General features: G+C 60.6%; 27 protein-coding genes. 9 read left to right on the top strand and 18 right to left on the bottom strand.

Translation table 11 applies throughout. The annotated features are described in order from the left end of the window. Nucleotides 1–128: 128 nt before the first annotated feature. The 4 genes from LRS06_RS05765 to LRS06_RS05750 all read right to left on the bottom strand — a co-directional run bounded on the left by LRS06_RS05765 (nucleotide 129) and on the right by LRS06_RS05750 (nucleotide 4,595). Nucleotides 129–2,258: a prolyl oligopeptidase family protein gene (locus LRS06_RS05765; RefSeq protein ID WP_257870612.1), complete on the bottom strand. Its 2,130-nt coding sequence runs from the start codon at nucleotides 2,256–2,258 to the stop codon at nucleotides 129–131. Between the two features lie 210 nt (nucleotides 2,259–2,468). After that, nucleotides 2,469–3,179, bottom strand: a complete 711-nt coding sequence (locus LRS06_RS05760; protein ID WP_257870611.1) for a pirin family protein — start codon at nucleotides 3,177–3,179, stop codon at nucleotides 2,469–2,471. Nucleotides 3,180–3,191: 12 nt separating this feature from the next. Beyond that, nucleotides 3,192–3,770 (bottom strand): nitroreductase family protein, encoded by a 579-nt coding sequence (locus LRS06_RS05755; RefSeq protein WP_257870610.1) that lies wholly within the window; start codon nucleotides 3,768–3,770, stop codon nucleotides 3,192–3,194. 111 nt (nucleotides 3,771–3,881) lie between these two features. Next, the gene (locus tag LRS06_RS05750; protein ID WP_257870609.1) at nucleotides 3,882–4,595 is read right to left on the bottom strand and encodes a pirin family protein; all 714 of its coding nucleotides are present in this window, start codon (nucleotides 4,593–4,595) and stop codon (nucleotides 3,882–3,884) included. 428 nt (nucleotides 4,596–5,023) lie between these two features. On the opposite strand from LRS06_RS05750, the gene LRS06_RS05745 reads away from it, so the two are divergent. Next, nucleotides 5,024–5,935, top strand: a complete 912-nt coding sequence (locus tag LRS06_RS05745; RefSeq protein WP_257870608.1) for a glutamate--tRNA ligase family protein — start codon at nucleotides 5,024–5,026, stop codon at nucleotides 5,933–5,935. Here LRS06_RS05745 and LRS06_RS05740 read toward each other — a convergent pair. The 3 genes from LRS06_RS05740 to nfi are packed head-to-tail and all read right to left on the bottom strand — an operon-like array spanning nucleotide 5,912 to nucleotide 7,303. After that, nucleotides 5,912–6,214: a hypothetical protein gene (locus LRS06_RS05740; RefSeq protein WP_257870607.1), complete on the bottom strand. Its 303-nt coding sequence runs from the start codon at nucleotides 6,212–6,214 to the stop codon at nucleotides 5,912–5,914. The genes LRS06_RS05745 and LRS06_RS05740 overlap by 24 nt on opposite strands. Further along, entirely contained in the window at nucleotides 6,156–6,617 is a 462-nt protein-coding gene (locus LRS06_RS05735) for a hypothetical protein (RefSeq protein ID WP_257870606.1), read from the bottom strand. The genes LRS06_RS05740 and LRS06_RS05735 overlap by 59 nt, the downstream gene beginning before the upstream one ends. Further along, nucleotides 6,617–7,303: a deoxyribonuclease V gene (gene nfi / locus LRS06_RS05730; protein ID WP_257870605.1), complete on the bottom strand. Its 687-nt coding sequence runs from the start codon at nucleotides 7,301–7,303 to the stop codon at nucleotides 6,617–6,619. The genes LRS06_RS05735 and nfi overlap by 1 nt, the downstream gene beginning before the upstream one ends. Before the next feature lie 248 nt (nucleotides 7,304–7,551). On the opposite strand from nfi, the gene LRS06_RS05725 reads away from it, so the two are divergent. Both LRS06_RS05725 and LRS06_RS05720 read left to right on the top strand, forming a co-directional pair. Further along, a complete protein-coding gene (locus LRS06_RS05725; RefSeq protein WP_257870604.1) occupies nucleotides 7,552–8,130 on the top strand; it encodes a DUF1990 domain-containing protein in 579 nt (192 codons plus the stop codon). Then, nucleotides 8,114–8,842, top strand: a complete 729-nt coding sequence (locus tag LRS06_RS05720; protein ID WP_257870603.1) for a DUF1990 domain-containing protein — start codon at nucleotides 8,114–8,116, stop codon at nucleotides 8,840–8,842. Before LRS06_RS05725 ends, LRS06_RS05720 begins: the two co-directional genes overlap by 17 nt. Nucleotides 8,843–8,855: 13 nt before the next feature. Here LRS06_RS05720 and LRS06_RS05715 read toward each other — a convergent pair whose 3' ends face one another. The 3 genes from LRS06_RS05715 to LRS06_RS05705 form a co-directional block, all read right to left on the bottom strand. Then, complete coding sequence (locus tag LRS06_RS05715) at nucleotides 8,856–9,404, bottom strand: hypothetical protein (protein ID WP_257870602.1); 549 nt, start codon at nucleotides 9,402–9,404, stop codon at nucleotides 8,856–8,858. Further along, entirely contained in the window at nucleotides 9,383–10,255 is an 873-nt protein-coding gene (locus tag LRS06_RS05710; RefSeq protein ID WP_257870601.1) for a hypothetical protein, read from the bottom strand. Before LRS06_RS05710 ends, LRS06_RS05715 begins: the two co-directional genes overlap by 22 nt. A gap of 218 nt (nucleotides 10,256–10,473) precedes the next feature. Next, nucleotides 10,474–12,021 carry a glycosyltransferase family 39 protein gene (locus LRS06_RS05705; protein ID WP_257870600.1) on the bottom strand — a complete coding sequence of 516 codons (1,548 nt, stop codon included), beginning with the start codon at nucleotides 12,019–12,021 and terminating at the stop codon, nucleotides 10,474–10,476. A gap of 114 nt (nucleotides 12,022–12,135) precedes the next feature. Between LRS06_RS05705 and LRS06_RS05700 the strand changes: the two genes are divergently transcribed. Further along, on the top strand, nucleotides 12,136–13,179 hold the full coding sequence (locus LRS06_RS05700) for an NAD(P)-dependent alcohol dehydrogenase (protein WP_257870599.1): 1,044 nt from the start codon (nucleotides 12,136–12,138) through the stop codon (nucleotides 13,177–13,179). 67 nt (nucleotides 13,180–13,246) lie between these two features. Here the strand turns inward: LRS06_RS05700 and LRS06_RS05695 are convergent, their stop codons facing one another. From LRS06_RS05695 to LRS06_RS05675, 5 genes are all read right to left on the bottom strand, one after another. Continuing rightward, nucleotides 13,247–13,747, bottom strand: a complete 501-nt coding sequence (locus LRS06_RS05695) for a hypothetical protein (protein ID WP_257870598.1) — start codon at nucleotides 13,745–13,747, stop codon at nucleotides 13,247–13,249. An 89-nt stretch (nucleotides 13,748–13,836) separates the two neighbouring features. Next, nucleotides 13,837–14,493, bottom strand: a complete 657-nt coding sequence (locus LRS06_RS05690; RefSeq protein ID WP_257870597.1) for a cytochrome b/b6 domain-containing protein — start codon at nucleotides 14,491–14,493, stop codon at nucleotides 13,837–13,839. A gap of 110 nt (nucleotides 14,494–14,603) precedes the next feature. Next, entirely contained in the window at nucleotides 14,604–15,800 is a 1,197-nt protein-coding gene (locus LRS06_RS05685) for a pyridoxal phosphate-dependent aminotransferase (protein WP_257870596.1), read from the bottom strand. A gap of 55 nt (nucleotides 15,801–15,855) precedes the next feature. Then, on the bottom strand, nucleotides 15,856–16,347 hold the full coding sequence (locus tag LRS06_RS05680; protein WP_257870595.1) for a hypothetical protein: 492 nt from the start codon (nucleotides 16,345–16,347) through the stop codon (nucleotides 15,856–15,858). Nucleotides 16,348–16,637: 290 nt separating this feature from the next. Next, on the bottom strand, nucleotides 16,638–18,176 hold the full coding sequence (locus tag LRS06_RS05675) for an aldehyde dehydrogenase family protein (RefSeq protein WP_257870594.1): 1,539 nt from the start codon (nucleotides 18,174–18,176) through the stop codon (nucleotides 16,638–16,640). Between the two features lie 191 nt (nucleotides 18,177–18,367). Here LRS06_RS05675 and LRS06_RS05670 point away from each other — a divergent pair, with 191 nt between their 5' ends. Then, nucleotides 18,368–19,618 carry a tol-pal system protein YbgF gene (locus tag LRS06_RS05670; protein ID WP_257870593.1) on the top strand — a complete coding sequence of 417 codons (1,251 nt, stop codon included), beginning with the start codon at nucleotides 18,368–18,370 and terminating at the stop codon, nucleotides 19,616–19,618. 190 nt (nucleotides 19,619–19,808) lie between these two features. Beyond that, nucleotides 19,809–20,315 carry a DinB family protein gene (locus LRS06_RS05665; RefSeq protein WP_257870592.1) on the top strand — a complete coding sequence of 169 codons (507 nt, stop codon included), beginning with the start codon at nucleotides 19,809–19,811 and terminating at the stop codon, nucleotides 20,313–20,315. Nucleotides 20,316–20,392: 77 nt separating this feature from the next. Here LRS06_RS05665 and LRS06_RS05660 read toward each other — a convergent pair whose 3' ends face one another. Beyond that, a complete protein-coding gene (locus LRS06_RS05660; RefSeq protein WP_257870591.1) occupies nucleotides 20,393–20,902 on the bottom strand; it encodes a hypothetical protein in 510 nt (169 codons plus the stop codon). Nucleotides 20,903–21,166: 264 nt separating this feature from the next. On the opposite strand from LRS06_RS05660, the gene LRS06_RS05655 reads away from it, so the two are divergent. The 3 genes from LRS06_RS05655 (at nucleotide 21,167) to LRS06_RS05645 (ending at nucleotide 23,259) form a co-directional block, all read left to right on the top strand. Further along, the gene (locus LRS06_RS05655) at nucleotides 21,167–21,574 is read left to right on the top strand and encodes a hypothetical protein (RefSeq protein ID WP_257870590.1); all 408 of its coding nucleotides are present in this window, start codon (nucleotides 21,167–21,169) and stop codon (nucleotides 21,572–21,574) included. A 103-nt stretch (nucleotides 21,575–21,677) separates the two neighbouring features. Further along, on the top strand, nucleotides 21,678–22,280 hold the full coding sequence (locus LRS06_RS05650) for a Crp/Fnr family transcriptional regulator (protein WP_257870589.1): 603 nt from the start codon (nucleotides 21,678–21,680) through the stop codon (nucleotides 22,278–22,280). A 52-nt stretch (nucleotides 22,281–22,332) separates the two neighbouring features. Continuing rightward, nucleotides 22,333–23,259 carry an alpha/beta fold hydrolase gene (locus LRS06_RS05645; protein WP_257870588.1) on the top strand — a complete coding sequence of 309 codons (927 nt, stop codon included), beginning with the start codon at nucleotides 22,333–22,335 and terminating at the stop codon, nucleotides 23,257–23,259. A 90-nt stretch (nucleotides 23,260–23,349) separates the two neighbouring features. On the opposite strand, the gene LRS06_RS05640 is transcribed toward LRS06_RS05645, so the two are convergent. Both LRS06_RS05640 and icd read right to left on the bottom strand, forming a co-directional pair. Continuing rightward, nucleotides 23,350–23,835, bottom strand: a complete 486-nt coding sequence (locus LRS06_RS05640; protein ID WP_257870587.1) for a hypothetical protein — start codon at nucleotides 23,833–23,835, stop codon at nucleotides 23,350–23,352. 75 nt (nucleotides 23,836–23,910) lie between these two features. After that, a complete protein-coding gene (gene icd, locus LRS06_RS05635) occupies nucleotides 23,911–25,176 on the bottom strand; it encodes an NADP-dependent isocitrate dehydrogenase (protein ID WP_196955155.1) in 1,266 nt (421 codons plus the stop codon). Between the last annotated feature and the right edge of the window lie 188 nt (nucleotides 25,177–25,364).

Raw genomic sequence — 25,364 nt, 5'->3', positions numbered from 1 at the left:
GTGCGCATTCAGCAGATAACCGACCTCCAGAAACTGCTGTAAATTGTTTTGCGCCTTCTGCAGCCACTAAACAAAATGAGCCGGCTTCTGTGGAAGCCGGCTCATTTGCTGAAAACCAGTAACCCGGGTTAGTTGGCCGGAGTCTGGTAAGGCGTCAGGCCCATGTTCTGGAATAGGAAAGCCCACTTGTCGGTCTGCTCACTAATAACCTGGGCGGTGGAGCGGCCTGCCCCGTGGCCGGCTTTGGTTTCGATGCGGATAAGGGCCGGAGCCGGGCCTTTCTGCATTTCCTGCAGGCGCGAGGCAAACTTGAATGAGTGCGCGGGCACCACCCGGTCGTCGTGGTCGGCGGTGGTCACCATCGTAGCGGGGTAGCTGGCGGGCTTAAGGGCGTGGTAGGGCGAGTACTTGTAGAGGTACTCAAACATTTCCTTCGAGTCCTGGGCCGTGCCGTAGTCGTAGGCCCAGCCGGCGCCGGCCGTGAACTGGTTGTAGCGCAGCATGTCCATCACGCCCACGGCCGGGAAAGCCACTTTGAACAACTCGGGCCGCTGCGCCATCACAGCCCCCACCAGCAGGCCGCCGTTGGAGCCACCCGAAATAGCTAGGTAGTCCTTGGAGGTGTAGTTGCTTTTTACCAGGTACTCACTGGCGGCAATAAAGTCGTCGAACACGTTCTGTTTCTGCAGCTTGGTGCCGGCCAGGTGCCACTTCTCGCCGTATTCGCCGCCCCCGCGCAGGTTGGCCACGGCGTACACGCCCCCGTTTTCGAGCAGCACAATGGTAGAGGTGCCGAAGCTGGGCGTGAGGCTGGAGTTGAAGCCGCCGTAGGCGTACAGCAGCGTGGGGTTCTTACCGTTCAGCGCCAAGCCCTTCTTGTAGGTGATAATCATGGGCACCTTGGTGCCGTCCTTGGACGTGTAGAACACCTGCTTCGACTCGTACTTGCTGGGGTCGAACTGCACGCCGGACTTTTTGTATACCTCTGATTTGCCGGTGGCAATGTCGTACCGGAAGATGGTGGGCGGGTAGATGTAAGAGGTGAAGGTGTAGTAGGTTTCCTTTTCTTCCTTCTTGGTGCCGAAGCCCCAGGCCGTACCCACCGAAGGCAGCTGAATGGAACGCTCCTTCTTGCCGTTCATATCGTACTGCTCAATAAGCGTGGTGGCATCCTGTAGGTAGTTGGCGAAAATTTTGCCACCGCCGGTGCTCACCGTCAGCACGTTCTTGGTTTCCGGAATCAGATTTTTCCAGTTCGCGGGCTGGGGCTTGGCCGCTTCTACGGTCACTAAGCGGTTGTTGGGCGCGTTCAGGTTGGTGGAAATGTAGAGCTTACCGCCCACGTTGTCCACCACTTCATTCTCGTTCTTTTCGTGGTCTACTACCGTTACGATGGCGCTGCCGGGCTTGCTGAGGTCCTGCAGATACAGCTCGTTGCCGGTGGTGGTATTGGCCGCCGTAATAACGAGGAAGCGCTGGTCTTCCGTGAGTGAGGCTCCGATGTAGCGGCGCGGCGTCTTATCACCCCCAAAAATGAGCTTATCCATGCTCTGGGCCGTGCCCAGCTTGTGGTAGTAGAGCTTGTGATACTGGGTTTTGCCGGCCAGTTGGCTGCCGGCCTTGGGCTTGTCGTAGGAACTGTAGTAGAACCCCTCGTTGCCCTGCCAGGCCAGGCCCGAGAACTTCACGTCGCGCAGGGTGTCGCCTACCTGCTTTTTATCGGCCGTTTTCAGCACAATCACCTTACGCCAGTCGGAGCCGCCCTCCGAAATCTGATAGGCAGCCAGGGAGCCATCTTTGGTGAAGTTGATGCCCGCCAGTGAGGTAGTGCCATCCTTGGCGAACTGGTTGGGGTCGAGAAATACCTCCGGCGCGCCCGTGCCCACCTGCCGGTACAGCACCGACTGGCTTTGCAACCCCGAATTTTTGTAGAAGTACGTGTACTTGCCTTCCTTGAAAGGGGCGCTGTATTTCTCGTAGTTCCAGAGCGTTTCGAGGCGCTTGCGGATGGCGTCGCGGTACGGAATCTGGCTGAGGTACTGCTGGGTTACCTTGTTTTGTTCATGCACCCAGCCCTTGGTATCGGCCGACTGGTCGTCTTCCAGCCAGCGGTACGGGTCGGCCACCTTGGTACCGAAATAGGTGGTAACGGTATCGACCTTGCGCGTCTGGGGATAAGGCAGGGTTTTGATGGTAGTTTGGGCTACAGCTGTAGTGCCCATCAGCAGCGCCGCCAGCGCCGGAACAATGTGTTTCATAGAAAAGCGCCAGCGTAAAAAGCTGTCTGGGCGCTTAAATTAGCAAGCATTCGGCAAAGTGGCGCGCTGGTGCCTGCGTAGCGGTCCAGTTCCTCAATTGCCAGTAGCCAACTGCCTACGAACACGCAAAGCCTACGCCCCTGGTTGTGCCAAACGCAACGCCCTGGCTTTCGGCCAGGGCGTTGCAGCGGGTCCTGAAAAAGCAGGTTGTCAGGAGTTAATAGGCGCTTCGATAATGATAAAGCGGCTTTCCGCAGGGCACTCAATCGAAACCAGGTCTGTGTCCCAGAGGCCGATACTGTCGCGCTTGCCTATGGCCTGGCCGTTCACCATCAGGCTGCCGTCCATCACGAAAACGAATACAGCTTTATTGAGCGGCTTGAGTGGGTATCTGAGCTGCTGACCGGCCTCGAAGTAGCCCAGCGAAAGGCGGGCGTTCTGGTTTATCCAGCAGTGGGCCGTGCCTTCGTCGTTGCTGACGATAGTCACGAGCTGGTTGCGGCGCTTTTCCTCGGGGAACTGTCGGCGCTGGTAGCGCGGGGCAATGTTGCCCAGCTTGGGCTCAATCCAGATCTGCAGGAAGTTGACCTCGTCGTCGCCCACGTTGTATTCCTCGTGGCGCAGGCCGGTGCCGGCACTCATAATCTGCACGCCGCCGGGCTCAATTATTTCGGAGTAGCCCAGCGAGTCCTTGTGGTTCATGCGGCCGGCCAGCAGCACCGAAATAATTTCCATGTTCTGGTGCGCATGCAGTCCAAAGCCGCCGCCTTTCTGCACGAAGTCGTCGTTGAACACGCGCAGCAGCCCGAAGCCGCTCCGCTCGGGGTTGGCGTAGCTGCTGAAGGAAAACGTGAAGTTGCTTTGCAGCCAGCCAATGTCTTTGAGGCCCCGCTCGGCAGCCCGGATGATGCGGTAGTTCATAGCAGAAAACGGTTAGCCGGGAAGCTGGGTGTGAAAGGCAAAATCGGCGAGCGGCTTGCGCTGGCGCGGGGCTTTTTCGCGGCTCAGGAACGGCTCCTCCAGCTGCTCGGCTTCGCCCAGGTAGCCCAGCGCCAGCATCACCACGGGCTGCAGGTTTTCCGGCAACTGAAAGGCTTGCCGGGCCTTATCACGGTCGAAGCCACCCATAAAGTGGCCGTGCAAACCGAGGGCCGTGGCTTCCAGCATCAGGTTGGCATTGGCCATGCCCAAGTCGTGGAGGGCGGCGCCGTTGGGCGTGCCGTTGCCCAGGTCGGTTTTAATCAGGGCCAGAACGAGAACGGGGGCGTGCCGGGCCCAGGGCTGGTTGCCGGGCAGCAGGCAGTCTACCATTTTTTGGAAAGCCTCGGTGTCGGCGTGGTGGGCGTAGACGTAGCGCCAGGGCTGCTCGTTCATGGCGCTGGCGGCCCAGGAAGCGGCCTCGAACACCTGATTCAGGGTTTCGGGAGCTACGGGGTAGCTGGCAAATGCGCGCGGGCTCCAGCGTTTGCGAATAAGGTCGTGCACCGGGTAGGTGGTAGGGGCGTGTTTCATATCAGGAAAGCAGCAGCACGGGCAGCCGCTGAAGGAAAGTTGAAAAAGTAAAGCCTATTAAGGCGTAGCCGGAAGCCAGTGCATACGTAGTTCCAGCCGCCGGGTAGGCTGCTAGAAGCTCATAGGTACTTCCATCAGCAGCACCCGGGCATTCGTATCGGCGCTGAATTGCAGGGTGTCGGTTTCCCACACGCCCAGCCCGTCGCGGCGATGCAGGGGCTGGCTGCTCACGGTCACGTCGCCTTCCAGCACAAACACATACACGCCGTTGCCAGGCTTTTTCAGCGAATAGTCGGCGGCGTGGCCGGCGGAGAAATCGGCCAGGTGAAACCAGGCATCCTGCTGAATCCACACCCCGGCATCGTCGGGCGAGGGCGACAGGATTTGCTGAAACTGGTTTTGGCGGTCTTCGGCCCGGAACGTCTGCTGGTCGTAGCGGGGCGTAACGTTGCGCTGGTTCGGAAACACCCAGATCTGCAGAAACTTCACCTGCTCCTGGCGGCTGTGGTTTTTCTCGCTGTGGGCAATGCCGGTGCCGGCACTCATCACCTGCACGTCGCCCTGGCGGATGATGCCGTGGTTGCCGGCGCTGTCTTTGTGCTCCAGCGTGCCTTCCAGCGGAATGCTGATGATTTCCATGTTGTCGTGCGGGTGCGTGCCGAAGCCCATGCCCGCCGCCACGGTGTCGTCGTTGAGCACACGCAGGGCTCCGAAGTGCACCCGCGCCGGGTTGTTGTAGCCCGCGAAGCTGAAGGTATGGTAAGAGTTGAGCCAGCCGTGGCTGGCGTGGCCGCGGCTATCAGCCGCGTGCAGAACCGTTTTCATAAAAGTAGAGCGTAATCGAAAGCCGTCCGGAGTGAAGCGGCTGCGAATATATGTACATACATAGGTTGCGACAAAATGTTTCCTTAGCGCTATATATTTTTTCAGCAGGAAGCAGCCGCTAATGCGTTTCGGATAACAGCGAGGTATTCGTAAGCCAACTGAATCGGAAGCAAAACGGCCTTGCCTGATTGTCAGCGCCTTTTTGCTTACTGCACCATCAGGTGCTGCACGCCGAGGTTGTGGCCATCGGCGGCAAAGCCCTGCACCAGGTACAGGAGCAGAAAGAGTAGGCAATGTTTCATGGGCAGCGCAGGAAAACGGGGGAGGCGCTTGGACGGCCGCGCAAGTGAATAGTTTAAGCTGAATATACCAAAGGGCCGTCAGCGCGGCCGCTGTTGATATCTTTACGCGTCGCTATACTGCTGCCCTTGTCCCTTATTTCGCCCGTTGTTTCGCGTCTGGCGCCCACGCCCAGCGGCTTTCTGCACCTGGGCAACGCCGTGAACTTCACGCTCACCTGGCTGCTGGTGCGCCAGGCTGGCGGCACCCTGCACCTGCGCATCGACGACCTGGACCGCGCCCGTTTCCGGCCGGCTTACCTGGAGAATATCTTTCAGACCCTGCAGTGGCTGGGCCTCGACTACGACCACGGCCCCGGCGGCCCCACCGACTTCGAGCAGCACTTCTCCCAGCGCCATTTTCTGCCCGAATACGAAGCCGTGCTGCAGGCGGCCCGCGCAACGCAGCCGGGGCTGTTTTACGGCTGCCGCTGCTCCCGCACCGAGCTGGCCCGCACCACCGTAAGCGGGCATTACCCCGGCACTTGTCAGAAGTTGGATGTGCCCCTTGATGCGACCGAAACGGCCTGGCGGGCACGGGTGCCGGCCGGTACGCTGGTTGATTTTCAGGACCTGTGGCAAGGACCAGCAGTAGTGCCACTGGATGCCGTGCTGGGCGACTTTGTGGTGCGCCGGAAAGACGGATGGCCGGCTTACCAGCTGGCTTCGGTGGTGGATGATGTGCGCCTGGGCGTGACGCTTATCGTTCGGGGCCAGGACCTGCTGCCCAGCACGGCCGCGCAGCTTTGGCTGGCTTGCAAGCTGCCCGGCATGGCTGCCTTTCAGCGCATCCGGTTCGGCCACCACGCCCTGCTGCCAGGGGCCGATGGCCTAAAGCTCTCCAAATCAACCCAGGCTTCCACGCAGCGCGGTATTGCGGCCGAGGCCGATAGCCCACGGGTGGTATATGTAGTAGTGGCGCAACTGCTGGGCTTGCCGACAACGGCGGCGGAGTCATTGGCGCATCTGCAGGCTGCTTTAGGCGCTGCAGGGCACGCGTAAGTCCATAAACAGCAGCCGCCAGCGCCCATCAGCCAATCGTCCGAAATGAAACCGGAAGCTGGTGGCCGTTTGCAGCACCGTGCGCCTCACGCGCTGCTGGGCCGCCTGACCCTGGGCCTGCGTGCCGCCCCGAACGGTAGCGTAGGGCCACACCTGCAGCGCCCGAAACTCAGTGCCCGGCCCCACGAAACACCCTTCCCGCGCAAAGCCAGAGCGGCCCTTATCCTGGGCCCCGCAGTCGAAAGGCGGAAACTGCTCTACGGCGGTGGGGGGTAGCACACGGCATCAACTGGGCCACAAGCGAAAACAAGGGCTGTTGCTGGTACTCGCGGCGGAAGGATGCCGTCCGCACAACGTGCGTCAGCAGCGGCATAGCGCCCGGTTGCTCCAGTATCCACAGACCGGCAGCGGGGTCAATCAGCGCCTGCAGGGCCACGGAATCCGACTGCCGTAGCGCACGGTCGAACTGCTGCCAGGTGGCCAGGAAGGAGGTGTCAGCGGCAGCCGGAGCTGTTGCCGACGTGGTGCGGGGCTGGCCGGAACTGGCAGCCGGAGCAGATGGAGGAGGAGCGGCGGCCGGAGCTGCTGGGGCAGAGGCGGGCTGCCGGGGCGTATCGGACTGGCAGCTAAGCAACCCGGCTACTACGGTGCTCAGCAGGCAGAAAACTGTTTTTCGGAACATCAGCACAGCTCTTTCTTGAATTCTTCGGCCCAGTGGTCGGCCAGGCGGGTAGGCTCGGGCAGCTTGTAGCCGCGCAGACAGGCCAGCGTGAGGCGGGTAGCCGTGGCCTGGTCGCAGCGGTGGCCGGGACTCACGAACAGCGGCAGCACCTTGTCCTTGCTGCGGATAACCTGGCCCAGCAGCTCCCCGCTTTTGTCGGTGAGCGGGCTGATGCTGCCCTTCTCCGGCGCGGGTTCCTGGAAAGTGCCCGTCAGCTTGTTTTTGGCGACGCCGAAGGTGGGCCGGTCGAGCAGCACGCCCAGATGCGCAGCAATGCCCATGCGGCGCGGGTGCGCAATGCCGTGCCCATCCACCATGATAACGTCGGGCTTGTGCTGCAGCTTATCGTAGGCCAGCAGCAGGTTGGGCGCTTCCCGGAAAGCCAGCAGCCCCGGAATGTAAGGCAGCGTCACGGGGCCGGTATAGTAAACCTTCTCCACCAGCTCCAGCGACGGAAACCGCAGCACCACAAACACCGACAACACCGTTTCCGGCGTCGGAAACGAGGAGTCGCAGCCAGCAATAAGGGCGGGCTCAGCTGCCAACGGTTCCAGGCGGAGGTGGGCGCGCAGCTCGTCCTGCTGACGCGTCAGGTCCCGCACAATGAGTGGGTCGGCGGGCGGGTGATAGGGGCGGTAGTAGGCCATTGGCGAGTGTGAGTGAGTGAGTGAGTGAGTGAGTGAGTGAGTGAGTGAGTGGATTTGACGTTGCGCACGGTATCTGTTGTCTGATAGAGACGCGCGGCTACGAGCAAGAAAAGTTGGCCTTATACGGTGGCGCGGGCACATCTATTCATTCACCCATTCGCTGATTTACCGCCAGCCTAACCCGGCTGGGCTGCGCTGCGTTAGGAAAACCTGGCTTGGCGGCCACACCCCGGCGCCGGCCCGCTGCTATGAACAAACCCGAACAACCCGCCCAGACCGGTGCCGGCCCGCACATCGAGCGGCGGTACTATATCGACGTGGAGCACCCCCAAAAATCGGCTAAGGAGCTGTTCAACGAAATCAAGTGCGACCTGGAGAAATTTTCTCCCGACCTGCTGGCCGATTTTCACAAGGAAAAAGGTGAGGCCCACAGCCTGGCCGTCGGCGACGAGTTTCACATCAAAATTCTGGGTCCCTGGAACGGGGAAGTGCGCGTGACGGAAGTAGCCGACCAGCATTTTGAGCTGGTGACGCTCGAAGGCCACCCCGAAGCTGGCCGCATCCGCTTTTCGGTCCGCCAGCTGCCTGGCAAAGCCAATGCGCTGCGGTTTGAAATTCACTCGCGGGCCCGCTCCCGCGACGGACTGGTAGCCTTTGCCTACAGCACCATCGGGGTAGGTAAGCAGGTCCAGGAGCAAACCTGGGTGACGTTTTGCCAGCGCGCCGCCGAGGCCAGCGGCGGCCACCCCCTAGGGCCGGTGCAGGTAGAAACCGTAGAAAAAGACGAGAACGGTCAACATAAGGAACGTCATGAACGCCCCATCTAACGCCCCCGCGCTCTGGGAGCAGGAGCAAGCCCGCCTGGCGGCTTACGAAAAGGCCCAGGTAAACTTCGACCTCACCCGTGTGAGCGAGTACACCGCCGAAAACGGCTGGCGCATCGACGACTACGAGCTGGAATTGCCCCGGGAAACGCCTGGTCCGCCGGCCGCCCACGGCAGTTGGGTTGCGGCCCAGGAAGTGCTGCGTCGTTACTCCTTTCCGCCGCCCAACCTCATCACCGGCATCTTCGTGCCCGATCAGCCCCTGGAGAAACGGCTGATGGTGCTGCGGGCGCAGTTTCTGGGTTTCTCGTTCTGGTTTGGTGTGCGCATCGGCGGCGTCACGGACGAGCGGCGCCCCTCGCCCGAGGGCGAGGAGCAGGTGTGGGGCTACAACTACCGCACCCTAGAAGGCCACTTTGAGCGCGGGCAGATTGACTTCACCATTCATAAATTTCTGGCTACCGGGCGCGTGGTATTCCGCATTCACGCCTTTTCCCAGCACGGCCAGATTCGCAACCCATTCTACTGGATTGGCTTTAAGCTTTTCGGCCGGATGCTGCAGAAGCGCTTTGCCCGCGAATCGATGCGCCGCCTGCAGGAACAGGTTGCCGAAATCATGCGTACCGGGCAGGCTGCTCCCGCTGCCGAAGCCACGCCTGTACAGGCTGCCTCCGAAAGCAAAGCCGCGCAGACTCAACTGGATAAGGCCAGCTGATCAAAGGTGCTTCCTACTTGCGCAACGTGAGCGTGTAAAACAGCCGCTCGTTGCGGGTGGTGCCGTTGGCACCCGCCGGGAAAATGTAAAACAGTTTCCGCTCCTGCTTGCTCACCACTTCCACATTCACGGTGCGGTGGTAGCTGACGCCTGGCGCAATGCCCCAGATCATCAGCCGCCGCGCTTCCGGGTCAGCATCCCAGTACAGCGACCAGCCACCGGGAATCCGGTTTCCCGCCGCTACGCCCCGAAAGTAACTCACCAGCTGCGAATTAGCTGCCTCGCCTTCGAACGCCACGTCGTTGAACACGTCACTGCCTTCCTGGGAGGCAATGCGGAACGTGGCCGTGCCCTGGTCCGTCTGCACGGTTTCGGAGCGCACGTTACCCAGCGTATCCGTCACCACCAGGCGAATTTCGGGCACCTGCCAGGTGCCTTCCCAGCGGGTTTCTTCCTGCTCAATGTCGCGGATTTCGGGCTTTTCGCAGGCGGTGCTCAGCCCCAGCAGGCATAGGGCCGTCGTGTAGCGCCGGCGGGCGGTTAGTTGGCGTCGGCGTACCATTCGTAGGGCGTCAATATGAGGTTAGCGGAAAAGGCCCAGCCGTGTACCGTGCCCGAAAACGCCTCTCCGCCGCCCACCATCGTGGTGTACACGTTGTTGCGCTGGCTTACTTCTTCGGGCAGGTAGAAGCGCAGGGTGCCGTCGGCGTGCCCGCTGCCGCCCCTCATCTTTTTCATCATCTGGTCTGAATACGGCAGCAGGTAGGCGTTGCCCTCCAGGAATTTGCGCGTCACGCCCGCGTACGTGCCGCGCATCGACAGCGTCAGCAAGGGCCGTTTCTTCACCCGCACGAGCTGAAAGTCGACGCGGGCGCTGCCCGTTATGGCTCCGCCGCTGATCGAGCGAAAAATCCCGTTGAGCGCCTGATCCTCGCCGTAACTGAGCGGGCCGCCCGCGTAGCGCAGGCCGCTGCGCACGGTGGCATTTTCGACCCGTAGCCCGCAGCCCGCGCCGGCCTGCAGCCGTTTGCCGAACAGCAGTTCGAAGTGCATGTCCAGCGGGTTGTAATCCAGCGTCATTTCGCGCTGGTCGCCGTTCTTGAACTTCGCCACGGCCGTGGCGCTGCTGAACTGCTTATTGAAGCTCAGGTGAATTGGCCCGAAGTACAGCCCGCCCCCAAAGTTCTGGAAGCGCTGCGGCTGCCAGGCGCCCAGCTCGGTTTGCAGCCGCGAGCGGGCGGCCTGGTTGAAGCTGGCCCGGAACCGGTCGTACGAGTCCAGCTTGAAGCCGGGCGTATAATTCGTGCCGCCCTGCACGTAGAAGCCGAAGCCGAATTCCTCATCGTCCTGCGCCCACAGCACGGTTGGGGTAGCCAGCAGCAGGAGAAGCAATACTAGTAATGGTTTACGCATGGTATTTCCGGGCTGCCAGCAAGGAGCAACCCGGAAACAAAGGTGGACACTCGCACGGCGCAGCGCTATCCGTACCAGCCCGTAGTTAAGGCGGGGCGCGGCGGTATTTTGCGGCTACTGCCTAGCAGGAGCTGCTTACCCTAAACCAAGTCAGCGGTGCTTGGAATGACTGGTTTTTACTCTGAAATTTTGGGTGGGCAACTGACTGATGAAATCGGTTACCGCAGCTGTTGGCGGTCTTTCAGTCGTTGCTGCAGCTTCGTGATAATAGCTTTGTCGGGGCCGATAAGGAGCAGAACCCGCGTGGCGTGTTCACGCGCCAGCGGCTCCGTTACGCGGCCGATAAGGCGCACTTGCCGAAAATGTGCGCCGTCTTCCGCATCGGGTCCGTCTTCGCTCACCAGCACAATGGCCTGGACAGAGCGCAGATCCGGAAACCAGTACACGTAATCGGCATTGAAGGACACGGCGGGTGGCAGGCGGCCAGCAGCGTAGTAGTTGATGGCGCCGGTCTGGCCGTAGTTGTCGCAGAGCACCAGGGTGTGGGCACGGAGGGAGTCGGGCAGGAGCTGGTAGGCCCGGGTAGCCTGGTCGGCCATTTCGCGCCAGCCCAGCATATCGGCAAAGTCCTGAGGCAGGGGATGGTTGCGGCCATCTTCCCAGCGCAGCAAGCCCAGCGCCTCAAAATCGGCGGCACGGCGCTGCAGGGCGGCCGGCGGCTGCAGCGGAAACGCTACCCGCAGCATGGGAATAAACAGCAGCGCCTGCACCAGCGGCAGTACCGGCCGCAGGTAGCGCCAGCGCCCGGCTTGCAGCAGATGCTCCATATACACCGCGCCCACGGCCAGCAGCGGCGGGTACAGCCCAATGGCGTAGTAGTCTTTGGCTCGCAGCGCCAGGAAAATGGCCAGGGTCAGCAGCACGCTCCAGCCCAGAAACCGGTAGGGCCGCAGCGCGGGCCAGCGCGCCAGCCCTACCCCGGCGGCCACCAATAGCCACAGGCTGTTCAGAAAAAACAGCAGCTGGCTTTTCAGGAAATCAGCGGGCTGCACGTTTACCAGCTGGGTGCGCTTGAGCTCCTGCATGTGCCACACTACCGGAAAGTTGTGCTGTACCTGCCAGAGCAGGTTCGGTAGGAAAATCAGCAAGGCCAGCCCCGCTGCCAGGTACATGGCCCGCCGCCCGAACACCCGCGCGCGATGCTTTGAGAGCAACAATGCCGGCGCTATGCCGGCGGCCCAGAACACGATGTTGTACTTGTTCAGCAGCCCCAGGCCCAGGGCCGCGCCCACGCCCAGCATCCAGCCCAGGCGCTCGGTGCGCAGGTAGCGCACCAGGCAATACGTGGCCGCTGTCCAGGCCAGCACATCAAAGGAATTAGGCTGAAACAGCAGGTTGATGCGCAGCAGGGCCGAAAACAGCACGGCCCCGGCGGCCAGCAGCTTAGCGTAGAGGCCACCGCCCAGCTCGTGGACCAGCGCCCACACCAGCGCCAGCGTGAATACCCCAAACAGGGCCGGGAAAAAGTGCACCCAGAACTCACTGTTGCCCAGAGCCTGCACCAGCCACGCCACCCACGACGTAAGTGGCGGCAACGAAATATAGCCCCAGGCCAGGTGGTTGGCCTGGTCGAGGTGCAGGTACTCGTCGCGGTGAAGCTGGTAGCTGGGGTGCGTGAGCTGGTACTGCGCCGCCATTCGCAGCATTGCCAGTACAACCAGCCAGCCTCCGTAAAAACGGCGCGTAGGCGCAGGCGAGGGCATCATAAGCAGGAAAAAATGACGACAGAAGAATATCGGCGAGGCAAGATACTGCGCGGTGGCGCACAACCTTCGGGCAGCGGCAGAGTTAAACAGACTTCTTTTCAAGCTTTCTTACCCATGACCCCAGCCAAAGCCTACGCCGCCCCTGCGGCCAATATTCCTCTTGAGCCTTTCCAGTTTGAGCGCCGCGAAGTAGGCGCCCACGATTTACAAATCGAAATTCTGTTCTGCGGCGTGTGCCACTCTGACCTGCACCAGGTGCGCGACGAGTGGGGCGGCTCTATCTTTCCCATGGTGCCCGGCCACGAAATCGTGGGCCGCGTGACGCAGGTGGGCGCCCATGTGAAAAACTTTAAGGTAGGCGACCTGGCTGGTGTAGGCTGCATGGTGGACTCCTGCCGCACCTGCCCCAGCTGCCAGGAGGGCTTGGAGCAGTACTGCGAAGTGGGCATGGTAGGCACCTACAACGGCCGCGAAAAGGAAACCGGCGCGCCCACCTACGGCGGCTACTCCAACCTGATTGTGGTGGATGAAAAATACACGCTGCGGGTGCCCGACTCCCTGCCGCTGGCCGGCGTAGCCCCGCTCTTGTGCGCGGGCATTACTACGTACTCGCCCCTGCGCCAGTGGAACGTAAGCCCCGGCCACCGCGTAGGCGTGATGGGCCTGGGTGGCCTGGGCCACATGGCCGTGAAGCTGGCCGCCGCCATGGGCGCCGAGGTAACCGTGCTCAGCACTTCCCCCGATAAGGAAGCCGATGCCCGGGCCCTGGGAGCCCATAAGTTTGTGGTAACGAAAGATAAAGGCGCCCTCAAGAGCGTAAGCAACTACTTCGACTTCATCATCAACACCGTTTCGGCCCCGCTGGATCTGAGCCAGTACGTGAGCCTGCTGCGCCGCGACGGCACCATGATTCTGCTGGGCGTGCCCCCGGAGGCCCCACAGCTGCACGCTTTCCAGCTCATTGGCAAGCGCCGCCGCATTGCCGGCTCGCTTATCGGGGGCATCCAGGAAACCCAGGAAATGCTCGACTTCTGCGCCCAGCACAACATCGTGTCCGACGTCGAAGTCATTCCCATGAGCTACATCAACGAGGCCTACGAGCGGATGCTGAAGAGTGACGTGAAGTACCGTTTCGTTATTGACTTAGCAACGCTATAAGCGAAAAGGCCGACAAGCAATAATTCGGGCTGCTCCTCAAGAGTGGCCCAAATTGATTTTAATGGGGCTACCGCTCCTCGTAGGGAAAGGAAAAAGAGCCTTCCAGCACCAGGCGGCGGGCGGCGCTGCGGGCCACGTTGGTCTGGCACAGCACGGCCCGGTAGGTACCCGTGAGGAGGTGATGCTCCGCGTCTACGGCCGTGACGCGCACTTCCCCGTCGTTCAGGGCGCAGGCTTTCGACTCAGCCGATACATTTCCCACGCGGTAGGAAGCCTCCCGGATGTGCCCGCTCAAAATTTCCTTGAAGCGGTACACCTGGGGCACAGGCTTGAACTCATCTACCATAATAGTCAGGCCGGGGTCGTCGGGTGCGTCAGCCGGTACGATGGTGAGCGTGAGTACGCGCCCCGCGCCCGGCGACACCTCAAAGCGGGAGCTAAGCGAATCGGTGGACAGGGCCGCGCCGTTGCGCCGTAGCGTAAGGTACTGGGCCTGACGAGCGGGCGGCGTGCTGCTCAGCAACAAGCCTGCGCCTACAACCCCGACCAACAATACGGAAACTCGCATCAGCAACAACTATCTAAGCATGAAAAACCGCCGAAGCCCGCCCGCAGGCCGCTTCGACGGTTTTAAGATACGCAGTAATCGGCAGTTTCTTACTCCTGGTCAGTGGCCTGGCCTCCGTGCAGCATGTCGGAGGTGATGCCCCGGTCCTTGTGCAGCTCGGCCCACACCACGCCCACGATGTGTACCACGATAAAGGCCAGGATGAGGTACATATTCAGGCTGTGGATGTCCTTGATGAAGTGCTCCATCTCGTGCAGGGCCTGCACGTCGTCGGCGTACACCAGCAGCAGGCCCGTGGCTACCATCACCGTCAGCAGCAGGTAGAATACGAGGTAGCTGTACTTCACCGCCGCCGACTTACGCAGCCGAAAGCCGGCGCCCGCCGCAGGCGCCTGATTGGCCTGCCGCAACCGCGCCCGGAAGCTTTGCACGGCGGGCTGCACCAGCTCGGTAATGATGCGCCAGCCTAGCAAAATCGATAAGGCCACGCCCAGGTAGATGTGCCAGTCCCAGATGCGGTGGCTGACCAGCCTTCCCACGCCGCGTAACTGCTGCTCGGTGGCTGAAATGCCCTGCTCCTGCAGTACCTGCTGCATTTTCGGGAACAGCCCGCGCATGTTGATGATGACCCGCAGAAACAGAATGGTGCTCAGCAGCCCCGAAATCACGAGGTAGTTGGACCAGTGCCAGATGCGCAAACCGGCGGAGTACTTTTTCACGGACGCGGTTTCAGTAGGCTGGGGCATAACCAAAGAGCAGGGGACGCGGAGTATGAGGCGAGAATAAACCAGGCAAACCGTTGGCAAAAGCTACGGCTTATCCTGCCGGAATCAGCTGACAACCGCTCCGCTACCTACTATCTTCGGCCAGGGTACACCTGCAGGGCGTGCTCCAGGCAGTCCATAGCTGCATTCAGGGCCGGAATATTCAGCACGTAGGCCAGGCGTACCTCGTCGAGGCCCGCGCCGGGGGTGGCGTAGAACCCCACGGCCGGCGACATAATCAGCGTCTGGCCTTCGTGATTGAAGTCCTCCAGCAGCCACTGCGAAAAGCGGGCGGCATCGTCTACGGGCAGGCGGCAGAGCACGTAGAACGCACCGCCGGGGCGGGGGCATACCACACCAGGCATGGCCTGCAGGCGCGCCACCAACTGGTCGCGGCGGGCCTGGTACTCAGCCTTGGTGTGGTCAAAGTAGGTTTCAGGTAGGTCGGCGGCGGCTTCACCCAGCAACTGGGCCAGGCCGGGCGGGGAAATACGCATCTGCGCAAAGCGGAAGGCGGCGTCGCGCACGGCCTGGTTTTTCGTGACCAAAGCTCCCAGCCGCGCCCCGCAGGCACTGTAGCGCTTGGAAATAGTATCAAGCAAAATCACGTGCTCGTGGGTGGACGGGCCCAGGTGCAGGGCACTCACGTAGGGGGCGTCGTAGCAAAATTCCCGGTACGCCTCATCCGACAGCAGATATAGGTCATGGCGCAGGCACAAGTCCAGCAGCTGCTCCAGCTCCGCGCGGCTGTACACGTAGCCGGTGGGGTTGTTGGGGTTGCAAATGAGCACGGCGCGGGTGCGGTCCGTGACGTGAGCCTCCAGCTCGGCCAGCGGGGGCAGCGCAAAGCCCGTTTCGATGTGCGAGAGAACCGGCACCAGCGTGACGCCGGCCGCAATGGAAAAAGCCGTGTAGGCCCCGTAGTAAGGCTCCGGTACCAACACCTCGTCGCCGGGGTTCAGGCAGCTGAGCATGGCAAACAAAATGGCCTCCGAGCCGCCCGTGGTCACAATAATTTCCTCGGGCGTCACATCAATGTCGGCGCGCTGGTAGTAGGCCGCCAGCTTGCGGCGGTAGCTGGGGTTGCCGGCGCCGTGGCTGTACTCCAGCACCCGGATATCGGCCTGCTGTACGGCCGCCAGCATGGCCGGGGGCGTTTCAATATCGGGCTGGCCGATGTTCAGATGGTACACGTGCAGGCCGCGGGCTTTGGCGGCTTCGGCATAGGGCGTAAGGCGGCGGTAGGGTGAGAGGGGCATGGCCCGGCCGCGCTGAGAAACTTGCAGCATGGGCTAAATGTACGCCCCGTTTGCTTGCGCGCCTATACCAAAAGGGGCGCTTCTACTATTTCTGTAGCACTACCACCTTGCCCAGCCCCGGCTCGGTGGGCTTTCCGTTGAGCTCGAAACGGGTGAGCGTGGTTTCTGTGCAGCCGCAGTTGCTTTCTGACGTTTTCACTTCCAGGGCGTTGATATCGTAGGTGCGCGCGGCGGCGGGCACCACCAGCCGGTAGCTTTGCGGCAGCGCCCAGTTGGAGTAGGTCGGCGAATTAATATTGGCTACGGGCAGCAGCGAAAGCATGGCCTGGGGCCAGTACACGCGCAGGCTGGTAGGCTGCCGCAGCGTATCCAGGGGCTGGGTCAGGGCGTCGTCCTGGTAGCGCACCACGTAGGCCGAGCGCAGCTCAGCCCGCCGAAAACCCTGGCCCCCCAGCGAGTCAGTCGAAAAAGCCAGCGACAGGTATTCGTTGCCGTCGTTGCCGATACACGTGCCGCAGCAGCCCGACAGTGCGCCGGCCAGCAACAAAGTTCCTATGGCCAGGGAAGGATAATACATAGCAGATAGCAAGCGAAAAAAGGGCGGAAAGCAAGCCGGGCCTCCCGGCCCGCATACTACCTGGGAGCCGCATCCTGCCGTAAAAGTTGCAAGCCTCCCCACAGCATCTCAAGTCCAGGCAGGCGATGCGCAAACCCAGTAGAGGATGCTAGCGGATTGATATATCACACTAATATGAACTGCCGCCGTAAGCCGACTGGCTCACGCAAAATCCCCCGGCGCGGCTCATTTCCTGTCAGGAAAGAAACCACACCGGGGGATTTACAAAAGCAGAAGTAAGCGCTGTGGGCTTAGGGCTTCTCGGGCAGCAGAGTAGCTTCTTCGTAGTTGCCAAGCACCGGGGCGGGGCCTTCCGTCACGGCTTCCACCAGCAGCTTGCCACCTACGAAGGCACCTTTCCACGACTCACCCAGCCCGCCGAACACCTCTTCCCGGTCGCCGCGGGAGCGGAGCTTGTTGATGCCCACTTTGAAGGCGCGCACCTCGCGGGCCGTGCGCTCGGCCCACTTCTGGTCGTCGGAGGCTACGGCAGCTACCAGGGCCCCGTTGCTGATGTTCATTTCGCCCACCAGCTCCTCCACGCGGTCTACCAGCACAATGCTGTCGATGGGGCCGAAGGGCTCTTTGAAATACAGCTCGCTTTGGCGCGGCAGGTTTACCAGGGCGCGCGGGGCGCGGTAGGCCGAGCGGTCCTGGCCCGGTAAAAACAGCGAATCATCCAGTTGGCCCTCGAAAATGGGCGTGGCGCCGGTTTTCAGCGCGTCGGCGTAGAGGCGGTCCAGATCCTCGGCCTGGTTACGGTTGATGACGGGGCCGAAAGCCAGGTCGGGCAGCTTGTCGTCGGGGCCGTCTACCAGCGTGGGGTTGCCCACTTTCAGGCTGCGGATGGCTTCCCAGTAGGTTTCGAGAAAGCGCGGGAACAGGCTGCGCTGCACCACGAAGCGCACGTAGGCAGTGCAGCGCTGCTTGCCGTAGTCGTAGCCCTTCTTGAGCTGGTCGCCCAGCGCATTCCAGTCGGAGTAGTCCCAGATGCCGTAGGTGTTCACGCCTTCCATTTCCAGCATGTAGCGCTTCTGGTGCTGGGCCAGGGCGTCGGCAATGTTGCGGCCGTTGTAGCGCCCGCCCACAAAGCTCAGGCAGTCAATGGCCTCATTCTTCACCAGTGCGTCGCTCAGCTCCCCACCCGGGCCGCTGACCAGCGTCACGGGCAGGCCGCAGCGGCGGGCAATGGCAAAGGCCAGACTCAGGGAGATAAAGCCGCCGTCGGTGGGCGTCTTGGCAATAACGGCGTTGCCGCACAGGGCCTGCACTAGCACCGCGTGCAGCAGCACCGACATCGGGTAGTTCCAGGAAGCAATGTTGCTGACCAGCCCCAGCGGCTTGCGGGAGCCCAGCATGCCTTCTATGTTATCCACGTACCACTGCACGCCCTCAATGGCGCGGTCGATGTCGGTGAAGCCCAGCTTGTAGGTCTTGCCGATTTCCCACATCAGCAGCTTGCCGATGAGGTCTACCTGGGGGCGCAGTTGGTCGAGGCAGTCCTGCACGCGGCGCTTGCGCTCGTCCAGGTCTACCTTAGCCCAGTCGGCGGCTTCCTTTTTAGCCGCGTGCACGCCGCGCAGGGCCGCGTCGCGGTTGAGCATGGGTAGCGGGCCCAGCGGCGAGCCATCAATGGGGGAGGTGAACTCGCGCGGGGTGCCGGGTTCCTGCCAGCGGCCTTCCAGCAGGTTCAGAAATTTGCCGTCGGCAGAAAAAACCTCAGGTGTGGCTGCTTTCATCTGCTGCAGCAAAAAACTGAATTCGACCTGCGGGGAAATGATTTTGGGCATGCGTTTTCGGGGTTTTAGGAAGAAGAGAAGGCAGACGTGATGGGGTCAAAGTAGGACTTTGCGCCGGGAAACCGCGTACTATTTCCGAACCGCCTACAACGTCTAACCGTTGGAGGTCCGGGGCGGTTATACTGGCAGCCTTCGGAAACCACTATTTTCGCGGTACCTTGCGCGGCTTCTTTCGCTTCTCTATGCACCGTTATTTCCTTGTGTTTCTGCTGTTAAGTCTGGGCTGCCCGCTGGCCGCGTGGGCCCAGCAGCCCGATACTACGCAGCGCCAGCAGCCCATGCGCAATATCGAGCTGGATGGTGTGGAAGTGGCTCCCAGTGCTGTGGACACCAAAGGCTGGCTGCTGCTCGACAAGGATATTCAGGTGGAGCTGGGCGGGGCCGTCGAAAACCTCTACAACTTCAAATTCGATAAGGCCGAGCGTCAGTTTCGCTCTTTGCGGCGGCGCTACCCCAACCACCCCATGCCCTACTTCCTGCTGGGGCTGAGCACCTGCTGGAAGATGATGCCCAGCAACTTTCAGGACAAGCAGTACGACAAGCTGATGCTGGCTTACCTGGATACGGCCATAGTGCACGGGGAGCGGCTCTACGAAGACGACAGCAAAAACTACGAAGCCAGCTTTTTCCTGGCCGCCTCCTATGGCTTTGCGGCCCGCCTGCACGCCGAGCGCAAAAACTGGCGCAAGGCCACCCTCAACAGCAAGGAGGCCCTCGACTACCTCGATAAAAGCAAGGAAGCCAACGGCCTCAGCGCCGACTTCCTGTTCGGGCAGGGCCTGATCAACTACTACGCCGTCTGGATTTCGGAAAACTACCCGCTGCTGCGGCCCGTGCTGCTGTTCTTTCCGAAGGGCAACCGCCAACTGGGCATGCAGCAGCTGCGCACGGTGGCCCGCAACGGGTTCTACACCAGCACGGAGGCCAAGTTTTTCCTGATGCGGCTGCTGTACACGGAGGAGAAAAATCCCAAAGCCAGCCTGCAAGTCGCCCGCGAGCTAGCCACCAACTATCCCGATAATGCCTACTTCCAGCGCTATTACGCGCTGGTGTGCTACAACCAGGGCGAGTTTGTGGAGTGCCAGCGCGTGAGCAAGCAGATTCTGGACAAGCTCAACCGGGGCCTGCCGGGCTACGAGGCCATCAGTGGGCGCTACGCCTCGTTTTTTCTGGGCTATATCGCGCAGTTTATGGAGCGCGACCTGCCGGCTGCCCAGAACTACTACCAGCGCAGCGTGGTGTTTGCCGAAACCACCGGCGAAACCGAAAGCGGCTTCTACCTGCTGGCCAACGCCTACCTGGCTCGCATGGCGGCCAAAGACGGGGACAAGAAAGCTGCCCGTAACTATTACTTGGTGCTGCGCGAAAACGCCGAGCACCGCTCCGACCTCTACCGCGAAGCCCAGGCTTACCTGAAAGGCAATAAGAAGTGAGGAAGGTGAAGAAGTAACAGGTGACACGTAACAGGTATGTACGCCTGGCGGCAGACTTAACCCGCGCAGCGGGCGCGTCTGCCCGCCGAAGAATAGAAGCCAGTCTCCCGACTGGCGGCTGCCCCAGCGGCCATGCGGCCCCGCGCCGCTAATCACCTGTTACCTGTCACCTGTTACCTGTCATCTCCCCATGTCTACCCTGCCCGAGGTATGGCTGCGCGGGCCGCTGCCCGAGGTGCCGCCGCTGCTCCAGCCCATTGCCCACGCACTGCTGCAGGCCCAGGAAGAGCTGGATGCCGCTCTGCAAAACTTCCCCGACCATTTACTGGCCGCCCGGCCGGCCGGTGTGGCTTCCGTAGGCTTTCATCTGCGCCACCTGGCCGGCGTGCTCGACCGGCTGGCCACCTACGCCCGCCAGGAGCCGCTCACCGCGGCGCAACTGGCTTACCTGGCCGCCGAAAACGATGTGCCCACTGCCCCCGGCAGCACGGCCGCGCTGCTGGCGCATTTTCATGAGCAAACCGAACAATTCCTCGCTCAGCTGCGCACCACGCCCGAAAGCAGCCTCCCGGAGTTCCGGCCGGTGGGGCGGGCCGGGCTGCCCAGCACGGTGGTGGGGCTGCTCACGCACGCCGCCGAGCACACCACCCGCCACCTGGGCCAGCTGCTCGTCACGGCGCGGGTAGTGCAGGCCTGACGCAGTGCTGCCCCGGCCCCGAAACCGTTGAGGAAGGTTCCGGGGGCGGGGCAGCGCTGTTTATGCGCACCGTTTGTTTAAGCCGCCTGCGCCGGCTCCAGGGCCGCTACGCCGCCGTGCCGGGCGAAAAACTCCAGGGTGTGGCGCTGCAGCTGCCGGAAGTCGTTGGAGGTTAGCTCGGCCAGGATCTGGTCTTCGCGGTTGAGGTGGGCGCTGGTAGCCAGGAGGTAGCCCGATTCGTGGAGCCAGGCGTACACGTACAGCACGGTGCCGTCGGCGGCGGGGCGGGGGTGGCGGTAGCGCACATCGGTGGTAGCCACGTAACTGAGAGGCTGCGCGGCGGCCAGCTGATGCACGGGCTGGTCGGTACGCAGGGGCACGAAGCCCAGCGCCTTGAGGTAGCTGTCTTTGAGCACCAAAGAAAGGGCGGCGGGCTGTGGAGAGCGGGGAGCGGCAGGGGTGATGGAGAAGGTGCGCATAATAACCAGGAAGTAAGGGGAGGAGCCGGGGCCCGGCGGCAACGACACGAGCAATTCTACGGCGAAACGCCAGCAGATGAAAGGCAGAATCAGCTTGATTTGTGACACGGTGCTAGGCCTATTTTCCTGGTCTGAATACCACAAACAGAAGTGGAACCGTTAAAAAATGATGAATGTTCCTGGCGAAGTTTTATGTAATCGTGACTACGGTATTTTTGCCGATCTGCTTTTATTGTCACTGCTTCCTGCCAAGGCCGGCCCCAGCCGAACCTGCCCGAATGCCAGTAACTTTCCGGCTATGCCCATGCCTGCGTGTAGCTGAGGGCCGGCGAGAAATAAGCTGTAAGTTGACGCCTCCTATCCGCTTTGCTCATGCCTGCTACGCCCACTACCGTTGTCGAATGCCGCCAGTTGCTACTGGAACGCCTTAAATCCGGCGACTACTGCCTGTCGTCTTCCGATAAGGAAGGCTACCGCGTGCTGTGCTACTACCACGGCGCTTTTCTGTTCGTAGCCGTCGGCGACGATGGCACCAGCGTGCTACACCTGCCTGCCGACGAAATCTTGCTCAACTACGTCTGGGCCCGGGATGGAATGCGGATGGACTTGGAGTGGGTAGACGGGCAGCCCCGCTGGCGCTATGCCCTCACGCCCGAAGAGCAGCTGGAAAGCTGGCAAAAGCTTCTCACTCGCCTTTCCCCGGTTGCTGAAAGTACCCGGCGGTTTGTCGCCAGCACACTGGGCGGGCATGCGGCTATTGCTGGTAGGTCTGACGACTAACGGAGCTTTCGTAGCCGAGGAATACAATAAGTTGGGATACTGAGGCAGTAGCGTTTCGGCGTTCTTTTCTTTAGCTTTCAAAGACACGCTGATTACTCTCTGTATGGCTGTTTCCTGTACCACAGCGGCCGTTACCCACGCCGACTACAAGCCTTTCTTACGCAAGTTTCACGTTACGGACGACAGCGTATACGACCTGCTTTTTGCGGAGCTGCAACCCGTCAGCTACCAGAAAGGGGAGTTTCTTGTGCAGGAAGGCAGCGTGGAGCGCGACTTGTATTTCGTGTATGAAGGGGTGCAGATTGCCTATTTCAACAACGACGGCAAGGAGCACGTGGTGTCGTTTTCGTATCCGCCCTCGTTAGCGGGCATTCCCGATTCGTTTCTAAACCAGAATCCCTCGGAATATGCCATCCGGGCCCTGACGGCGAGTCGGCTGGGGCGGGTGTCGTTTCAGCGGCTGAATGAGCTGTTTGACAAGTCGCAGCAACTGGAGCGGCTGTTTCGGAAGATGGTGGAGGCCAAGTTTGTGGGCTTGGCGGCCCGGCACCGGGAGTTCCACGCCTGTAGCATTGAGGAACGCTTTATCCGGTTCACACAACGTAGCGCACCCCTGTTTCAGCTGGTACCACACAAGTACATTGCCAGCTACCTGCACATCGACCCCACCAACTTCAGCAAGCTGTATAACTCCATCCGGTTTTGAAAACTTGGTTTACACCAAGTTTTGCCGGGGGCGTGGGCGTGTCCTTTGCGGCATGAAAACCGTCGTCTCCGTGGCCGCTGCCCATCGTTCCTCTTTCAAAGACCAACCCCGAGCCGAAGCCTTTCTGGCGCGCTGGGTGGAGCAGGTGGAAACCTTGAACAACTGCTGCTACCAGCGGCTGGAAGTTTCTTCGCTTCTGGGTACTACCGTGGTGTGGACGATCAATGCTGAGCAAACAGACTGGCCAGCGGTAGTGGTGTTTCCCGGGTTTCGTACGGTGGGACTCTTCTGGGACCTGGACGGCAACCTGGCCCCGCTAAAGGAGAAGTTCCGCATTTTCCTGGTGGACGTGAACGGGCAGCCCTGCCTGAGCGACGGAGCCACGCCCGACGTGAAAGGAGACGGGTACGGGCATTGGGCCGCCGACCTGCTACGTCAACTGCGCCTGTCCAAAGCGCATATCCTGGGTGCCTCATTTGGTGGGCTGCTGGCCCTCAAGCTCAGCCAAGAGGCGCCAGAGCTTGTAGATAAGATTGTGCTGCTCAATCCCGGGTGCTTGCAGGCATTTTCGCTGGGGCTGCGCAACCTATATTACAACCTGCTGCCGTTGCTGCGCCCAACCACGGCCAACGTGCTGACCTTCCTCGACCGGGCCGTGTTTTGCCCGCCGCATCACCAGCTGTCGGCACCCGCCCGGCAACTGCTGGCCGACTACGAGCTGTTTGCCATCACGCAGTACCAGGACCGCACGCAGAAGCCTTACGCTATGCCCGCCGCTGAGTTAGCCAACGTTTCGTCGGACGTTTACCTCTTGGTAGGGGAACAGGATATGCTGTTTCCTTATCGCAAATCCGTGGCAGTGGCCCGGCAATACCTGCCCCGGCTGCGGGAGGTACAAACCTTTGCCAACACGGGGCACGGTATCGAAACGTCCCGTGAGGCGCTGGCAGCCGTAGCGACGTTGCTGCTGGCGGAGTAAGGATAAATAGTCTTAAGAGCTTATAAAGAGCTACAATAATATAAGTAGGCACAACTGAAAGTGATGCTCATTGTCTCGTTATTAAATAGATCATAAAATCATCAAGCTGGATTTAGGCAACGATTTTATATTTTTATTCCTGTAAACAATTTTATAAATGAAGCTACGGATAGAATAAAAGTCTTTAACTTTTTCGTCATGTGTAGTGCAGCCGTTATGGAAAACGACTTTTTTATTTTGTCCGTTTGCTCTGACGATTAAGTTGTCTGTCTCTGAGGGTTTGATGTAATCTTCACAAGGAACTTTTATTTCTTCAGGCATAGAGAAAAATGCCTTTTCACCCATAAAAAAATAGATGGAGTCCTTTTGTTCAGTAGTCAGTGTTAAGGTTACTGTAGTATCCGTGAAATTAATAGAACCTTGATTAATGCCTCTCCTCGTAAATGTGTTTTCATACGTGTCAATAACGTCAGTAAAACCATCAATTCTGAACGCAAAATCAGCTGGAGCATGAGTCTGATTTTGACATGATATTGCTGTTGTCAGAAAAGGAAGAAGGAGCAGTCTGCTTTTCATAATTATTAAGTAAAAACCCCGCGCCAGCCTTACAGCCAACGCGGGGTTTCTAATGAATTGGCCTATGCCAAGCTACTACATATTCTTTACAATCTCCTCGCCGAACTCGCTGCATTTGAGCAGGGTAGCGCCTTCCATCAGGCGTTCGAAGTCGTAGGTGACGCGCTTGGAAGCAATGGTGGCTTCGATGCCTTTGTAGATCAGGTCGGCGGCTTCCTGCCAGCCCAGGTGCTCCAGCATCAGGGCGCCGCTCAGGATGACCGAGCCGGGGTTTACCTTGTCCTGGTTGGCGTACTTGGGCGCCGTACCGTGGGTAGCCTCGAAGATGGCGTGGCCGGTGAGGTAGTTGATGTTGGCGCCCGGCGCGATGCCGATACCGCCCACAATGGCGGCCAGGGCATCGGAGATGTAGTCGCCGTTCAGGTTGAGGGTGGCTACCACGGAGTAGTCGGCGGGGCGGAGCAGGATCTGCTGCAGGAAGGCATCGGCAATGCTGTCCTTGATGAGGATTTTACCGCTGTCGAGGGCCAGCTTCTGCTGGGCGTCGGCCACATCCTGGCCTTGCTTGGCGGCCACCTTATCGTACTGGTTCCAGGTGTACACCTTGTCGCCAAACTCCCGCTCGGCCAGCTCGTAGCCCCAGGTTTTGAAGGCGCCCTCGGTGAACTTCATGATGTTGCCCTTGTGCACGATGGTCACCGAGGGCTTCTTGTTTTCGATGGCGTACTGGATGGCGGCGCGCACCAGGCGCTCCGTGCCTTCCTTGCTCACGGGCTTGATGCCGAACGAAGACGTTTCGGGAAAGCGGATTTTCTTCACGCCCATCTCGTCCTGCAGGAATTCCAGCATTTTCTGGGCCTGCGGGGTGCCGTTCATGTACTCAATGCCGGCGTAGATATCTTCCGTGTTTTCGCGGAAAATCACCATGTCCGTCAGCTCGGGGTGCTTCACGGGAGAGGGCACACCCTCAAACCAGCGCACCGGGCGCACGCAGGCGTACAGGTCGAGTTCCTGGCGCAGGGCCACGTTCAGGGAGCGGATGCCACCACCCACGGGGGTAGTGAGGGGCCCTTTGATGCCCACAAGGTACTCGCGGAAGGCATCGAGGGTATCGTTGGGCAGCCAGTTGTTGAGCTGCTTGAAGGCTTTTTCACCGGCCAGCACCTCTTTCCACACCAGCTTGCGCTTGCCGCCGTAGGCTTTTGCCACCGCCGCGTCAAACACTTTCACGGAAGCCGCCCAGATATCGGGCCCGGTACCATCGCCCTCGATAAAGGGAATCGTGGGTTGATCCGGAACGTTAAGCTTGCCGTTTTTGATGGTGATTTTATGGTCTGCCATATACTACGTTGTCAGGAAGTTGACGCGGGGGTTAGAGGGTTGTAGGAGGAGCGAACGGGCACTGGCGGCCGAAACAGGCAAAAAGGACGGGCCGCCGCCGTATCAGGATGCAAAGCACCGATTAAAATCGGGGGAAACAAGCGTTTAAAAAAAATGTCGTATATGCCGGCCGCGTAGGCCTCACCCCC

The organism is Hymenobacter sp. J193, from assembly GCF_024700075.1.
Taxonomy (GTDB): Bacteria; Bacteroidota; Bacteroidia; order Cytophagales; family Hymenobacteraceae; genus Hymenobacter.
Note: the sequence above shows the minus strand (reverse complement) of the source record. Positions and strands in the feature narration are given on the sequence as shown.

What these genes read in the sequence shown, in the direction of transcription:
- LRS06_RS05710 (WP_257870601.1), bottom strand. Translation starts at nt 10,255, where the DNA reads ATGCGTAAACCATTACTAGTATTGCTTCTCCTGCTGCTGGCTACCCCA.
- LRS06_RS05645 (WP_257870588.1), top strand. Translation starts at nt 22,333, where the DNA reads ATGAAAACCGTCGTCTCCGTGGCCGCTGCCCATCGTTCCTCTTTCAAA.
- LRS06_RS05700 (WP_257870599.1), top strand. Translation starts at nt 12,136, where the DNA reads ATGACCCCAGCCAAAGCCTACGCCGCCCCTGCGGCCAATATTCCTCTT.
- LRS06_RS05675 (WP_257870594.1), bottom strand. Translation starts at nt 18,176, where the DNA reads ATGCCCAAAATCATTTCCCCGCAGGTCGAATTCAGTTTTTTGCTGCAG.
- LRS06_RS05670 (WP_257870593.1), top strand. Translation starts at nt 18,368, where the DNA reads ATGCACCGTTATTTCCTTGTGTTTCTGCTGTTAAGTCTGGGCTGCCCG.
- LRS06_RS05685 (WP_257870596.1), bottom strand. Translation starts at nt 15,800, where the DNA reads ATGCTGCAAGTTTCTCAGCGCGGCCGGGCCATGCCCCTCTCACCCTAC.
- LRS06_RS05760 (WP_257870611.1), bottom strand. Translation starts at nt 3,179, where the DNA reads ATGAACTACCGCATCATCCGGGCTGCCGAGCGGGGCCTCAAAGACATT.
- LRS06_RS05750 (WP_257870609.1), bottom strand. Translation starts at nt 4,595, where the DNA reads ATGAAAACGGTTCTGCACGCGGCTGATAGCCGCGGCCACGCCAGCCAC.
- LRS06_RS05650 (WP_257870589.1), top strand. Translation starts at nt 21,678, where the DNA reads ATGGCTGTTTCCTGTACCACAGCGGCCGTTACCCACGCCGACTACAAG.
- LRS06_RS05695 (WP_257870598.1), bottom strand. Translation starts at nt 13,747, where the DNA reads ATGCGAGTTTCCGTATTGTTGGTCGGGGTTGTAGGCGCAGGCTTGTTG.
- LRS06_RS05720 (WP_257870603.1), top strand. Translation starts at nt 8,114, where the DNA reads ATGAACGCCCCATCTAACGCCCCCGCGCTCTGGGAGCAGGAGCAAGCC.
- icd (WP_196955155.1), bottom strand. Translation starts at nt 25,176, where the DNA reads ATGGCAGACCATAAAATCACCATCAAAAACGGCAAGCTTAACGTTCCG.
- LRS06_RS05655 (WP_257870590.1), top strand. Translation starts at nt 21,167, where the DNA reads ATGCCTGCTACGCCCACTACCGTTGTCGAATGCCGCCAGTTGCTACTG.
- LRS06_RS05705 (WP_257870600.1), bottom strand. Translation starts at nt 12,021, where the DNA reads ATGATGCCCTCGCCTGCGCCTACGCGCCGTTTTTACGGAGGCTGGCTG.
- LRS06_RS05680 (WP_257870595.1), bottom strand. Translation starts at nt 16,347, where the DNA reads ATGTATTATCCTTCCCTGGCCATAGGAACTTTGTTGCTGGCCGGCGCA.
- LRS06_RS05715 (WP_257870602.1), bottom strand. Translation starts at nt 9,404, where the DNA reads ATGGTACGCCGACGCCAACTAACCGCCCGCCGGCGCTACACGACGGCC.
- LRS06_RS05755 (WP_257870610.1), bottom strand. Translation starts at nt 3,770, where the DNA reads ATGAAACACGCCCCTACCACCTACCCGGTGCACGACCTTATTCGCAAA.
- LRS06_RS05690 (WP_257870597.1), bottom strand. Translation starts at nt 14,493, where the DNA reads ATGCCCCAGCCTACTGAAACCGCGTCCGTGAAAAAGTACTCCGCCGGT.
- LRS06_RS05640 (WP_257870587.1), bottom strand. Translation starts at nt 23,835, where the DNA reads ATGAAAAGCAGACTGCTCCTTCTTCCTTTTCTGACAACAGCAATATCA.
- LRS06_RS05765 (WP_257870612.1), bottom strand. Translation starts at nt 2,258, where the DNA reads ATGAAACACATTGTTCCGGCGCTGGCGGCGCTGCTGATGGGCACTACA.
- LRS06_RS05725 (WP_257870604.1), top strand. Translation starts at nt 7,552, where the DNA reads ATGAACAAACCCGAACAACCCGCCCAGACCGGTGCCGGCCCGCACATC.
- nfi (WP_257870605.1), bottom strand. Translation starts at nt 7,303, where the DNA reads ATGGCCTACTACCGCCCCTATCACCCGCCCGCCGACCCACTCATTGTG.
- LRS06_RS05735 (WP_257870606.1), bottom strand. Translation starts at nt 6,617, where the DNA reads ATGTTCCGAAAAACAGTTTTCTGCCTGCTGAGCACCGTAGTAGCCGGG.
- LRS06_RS05665 (WP_257870592.1), top strand. Translation starts at nt 19,809, where the DNA reads ATGTCTACCCTGCCCGAGGTATGGCTGCGCGGGCCGCTGCCCGAGGTG.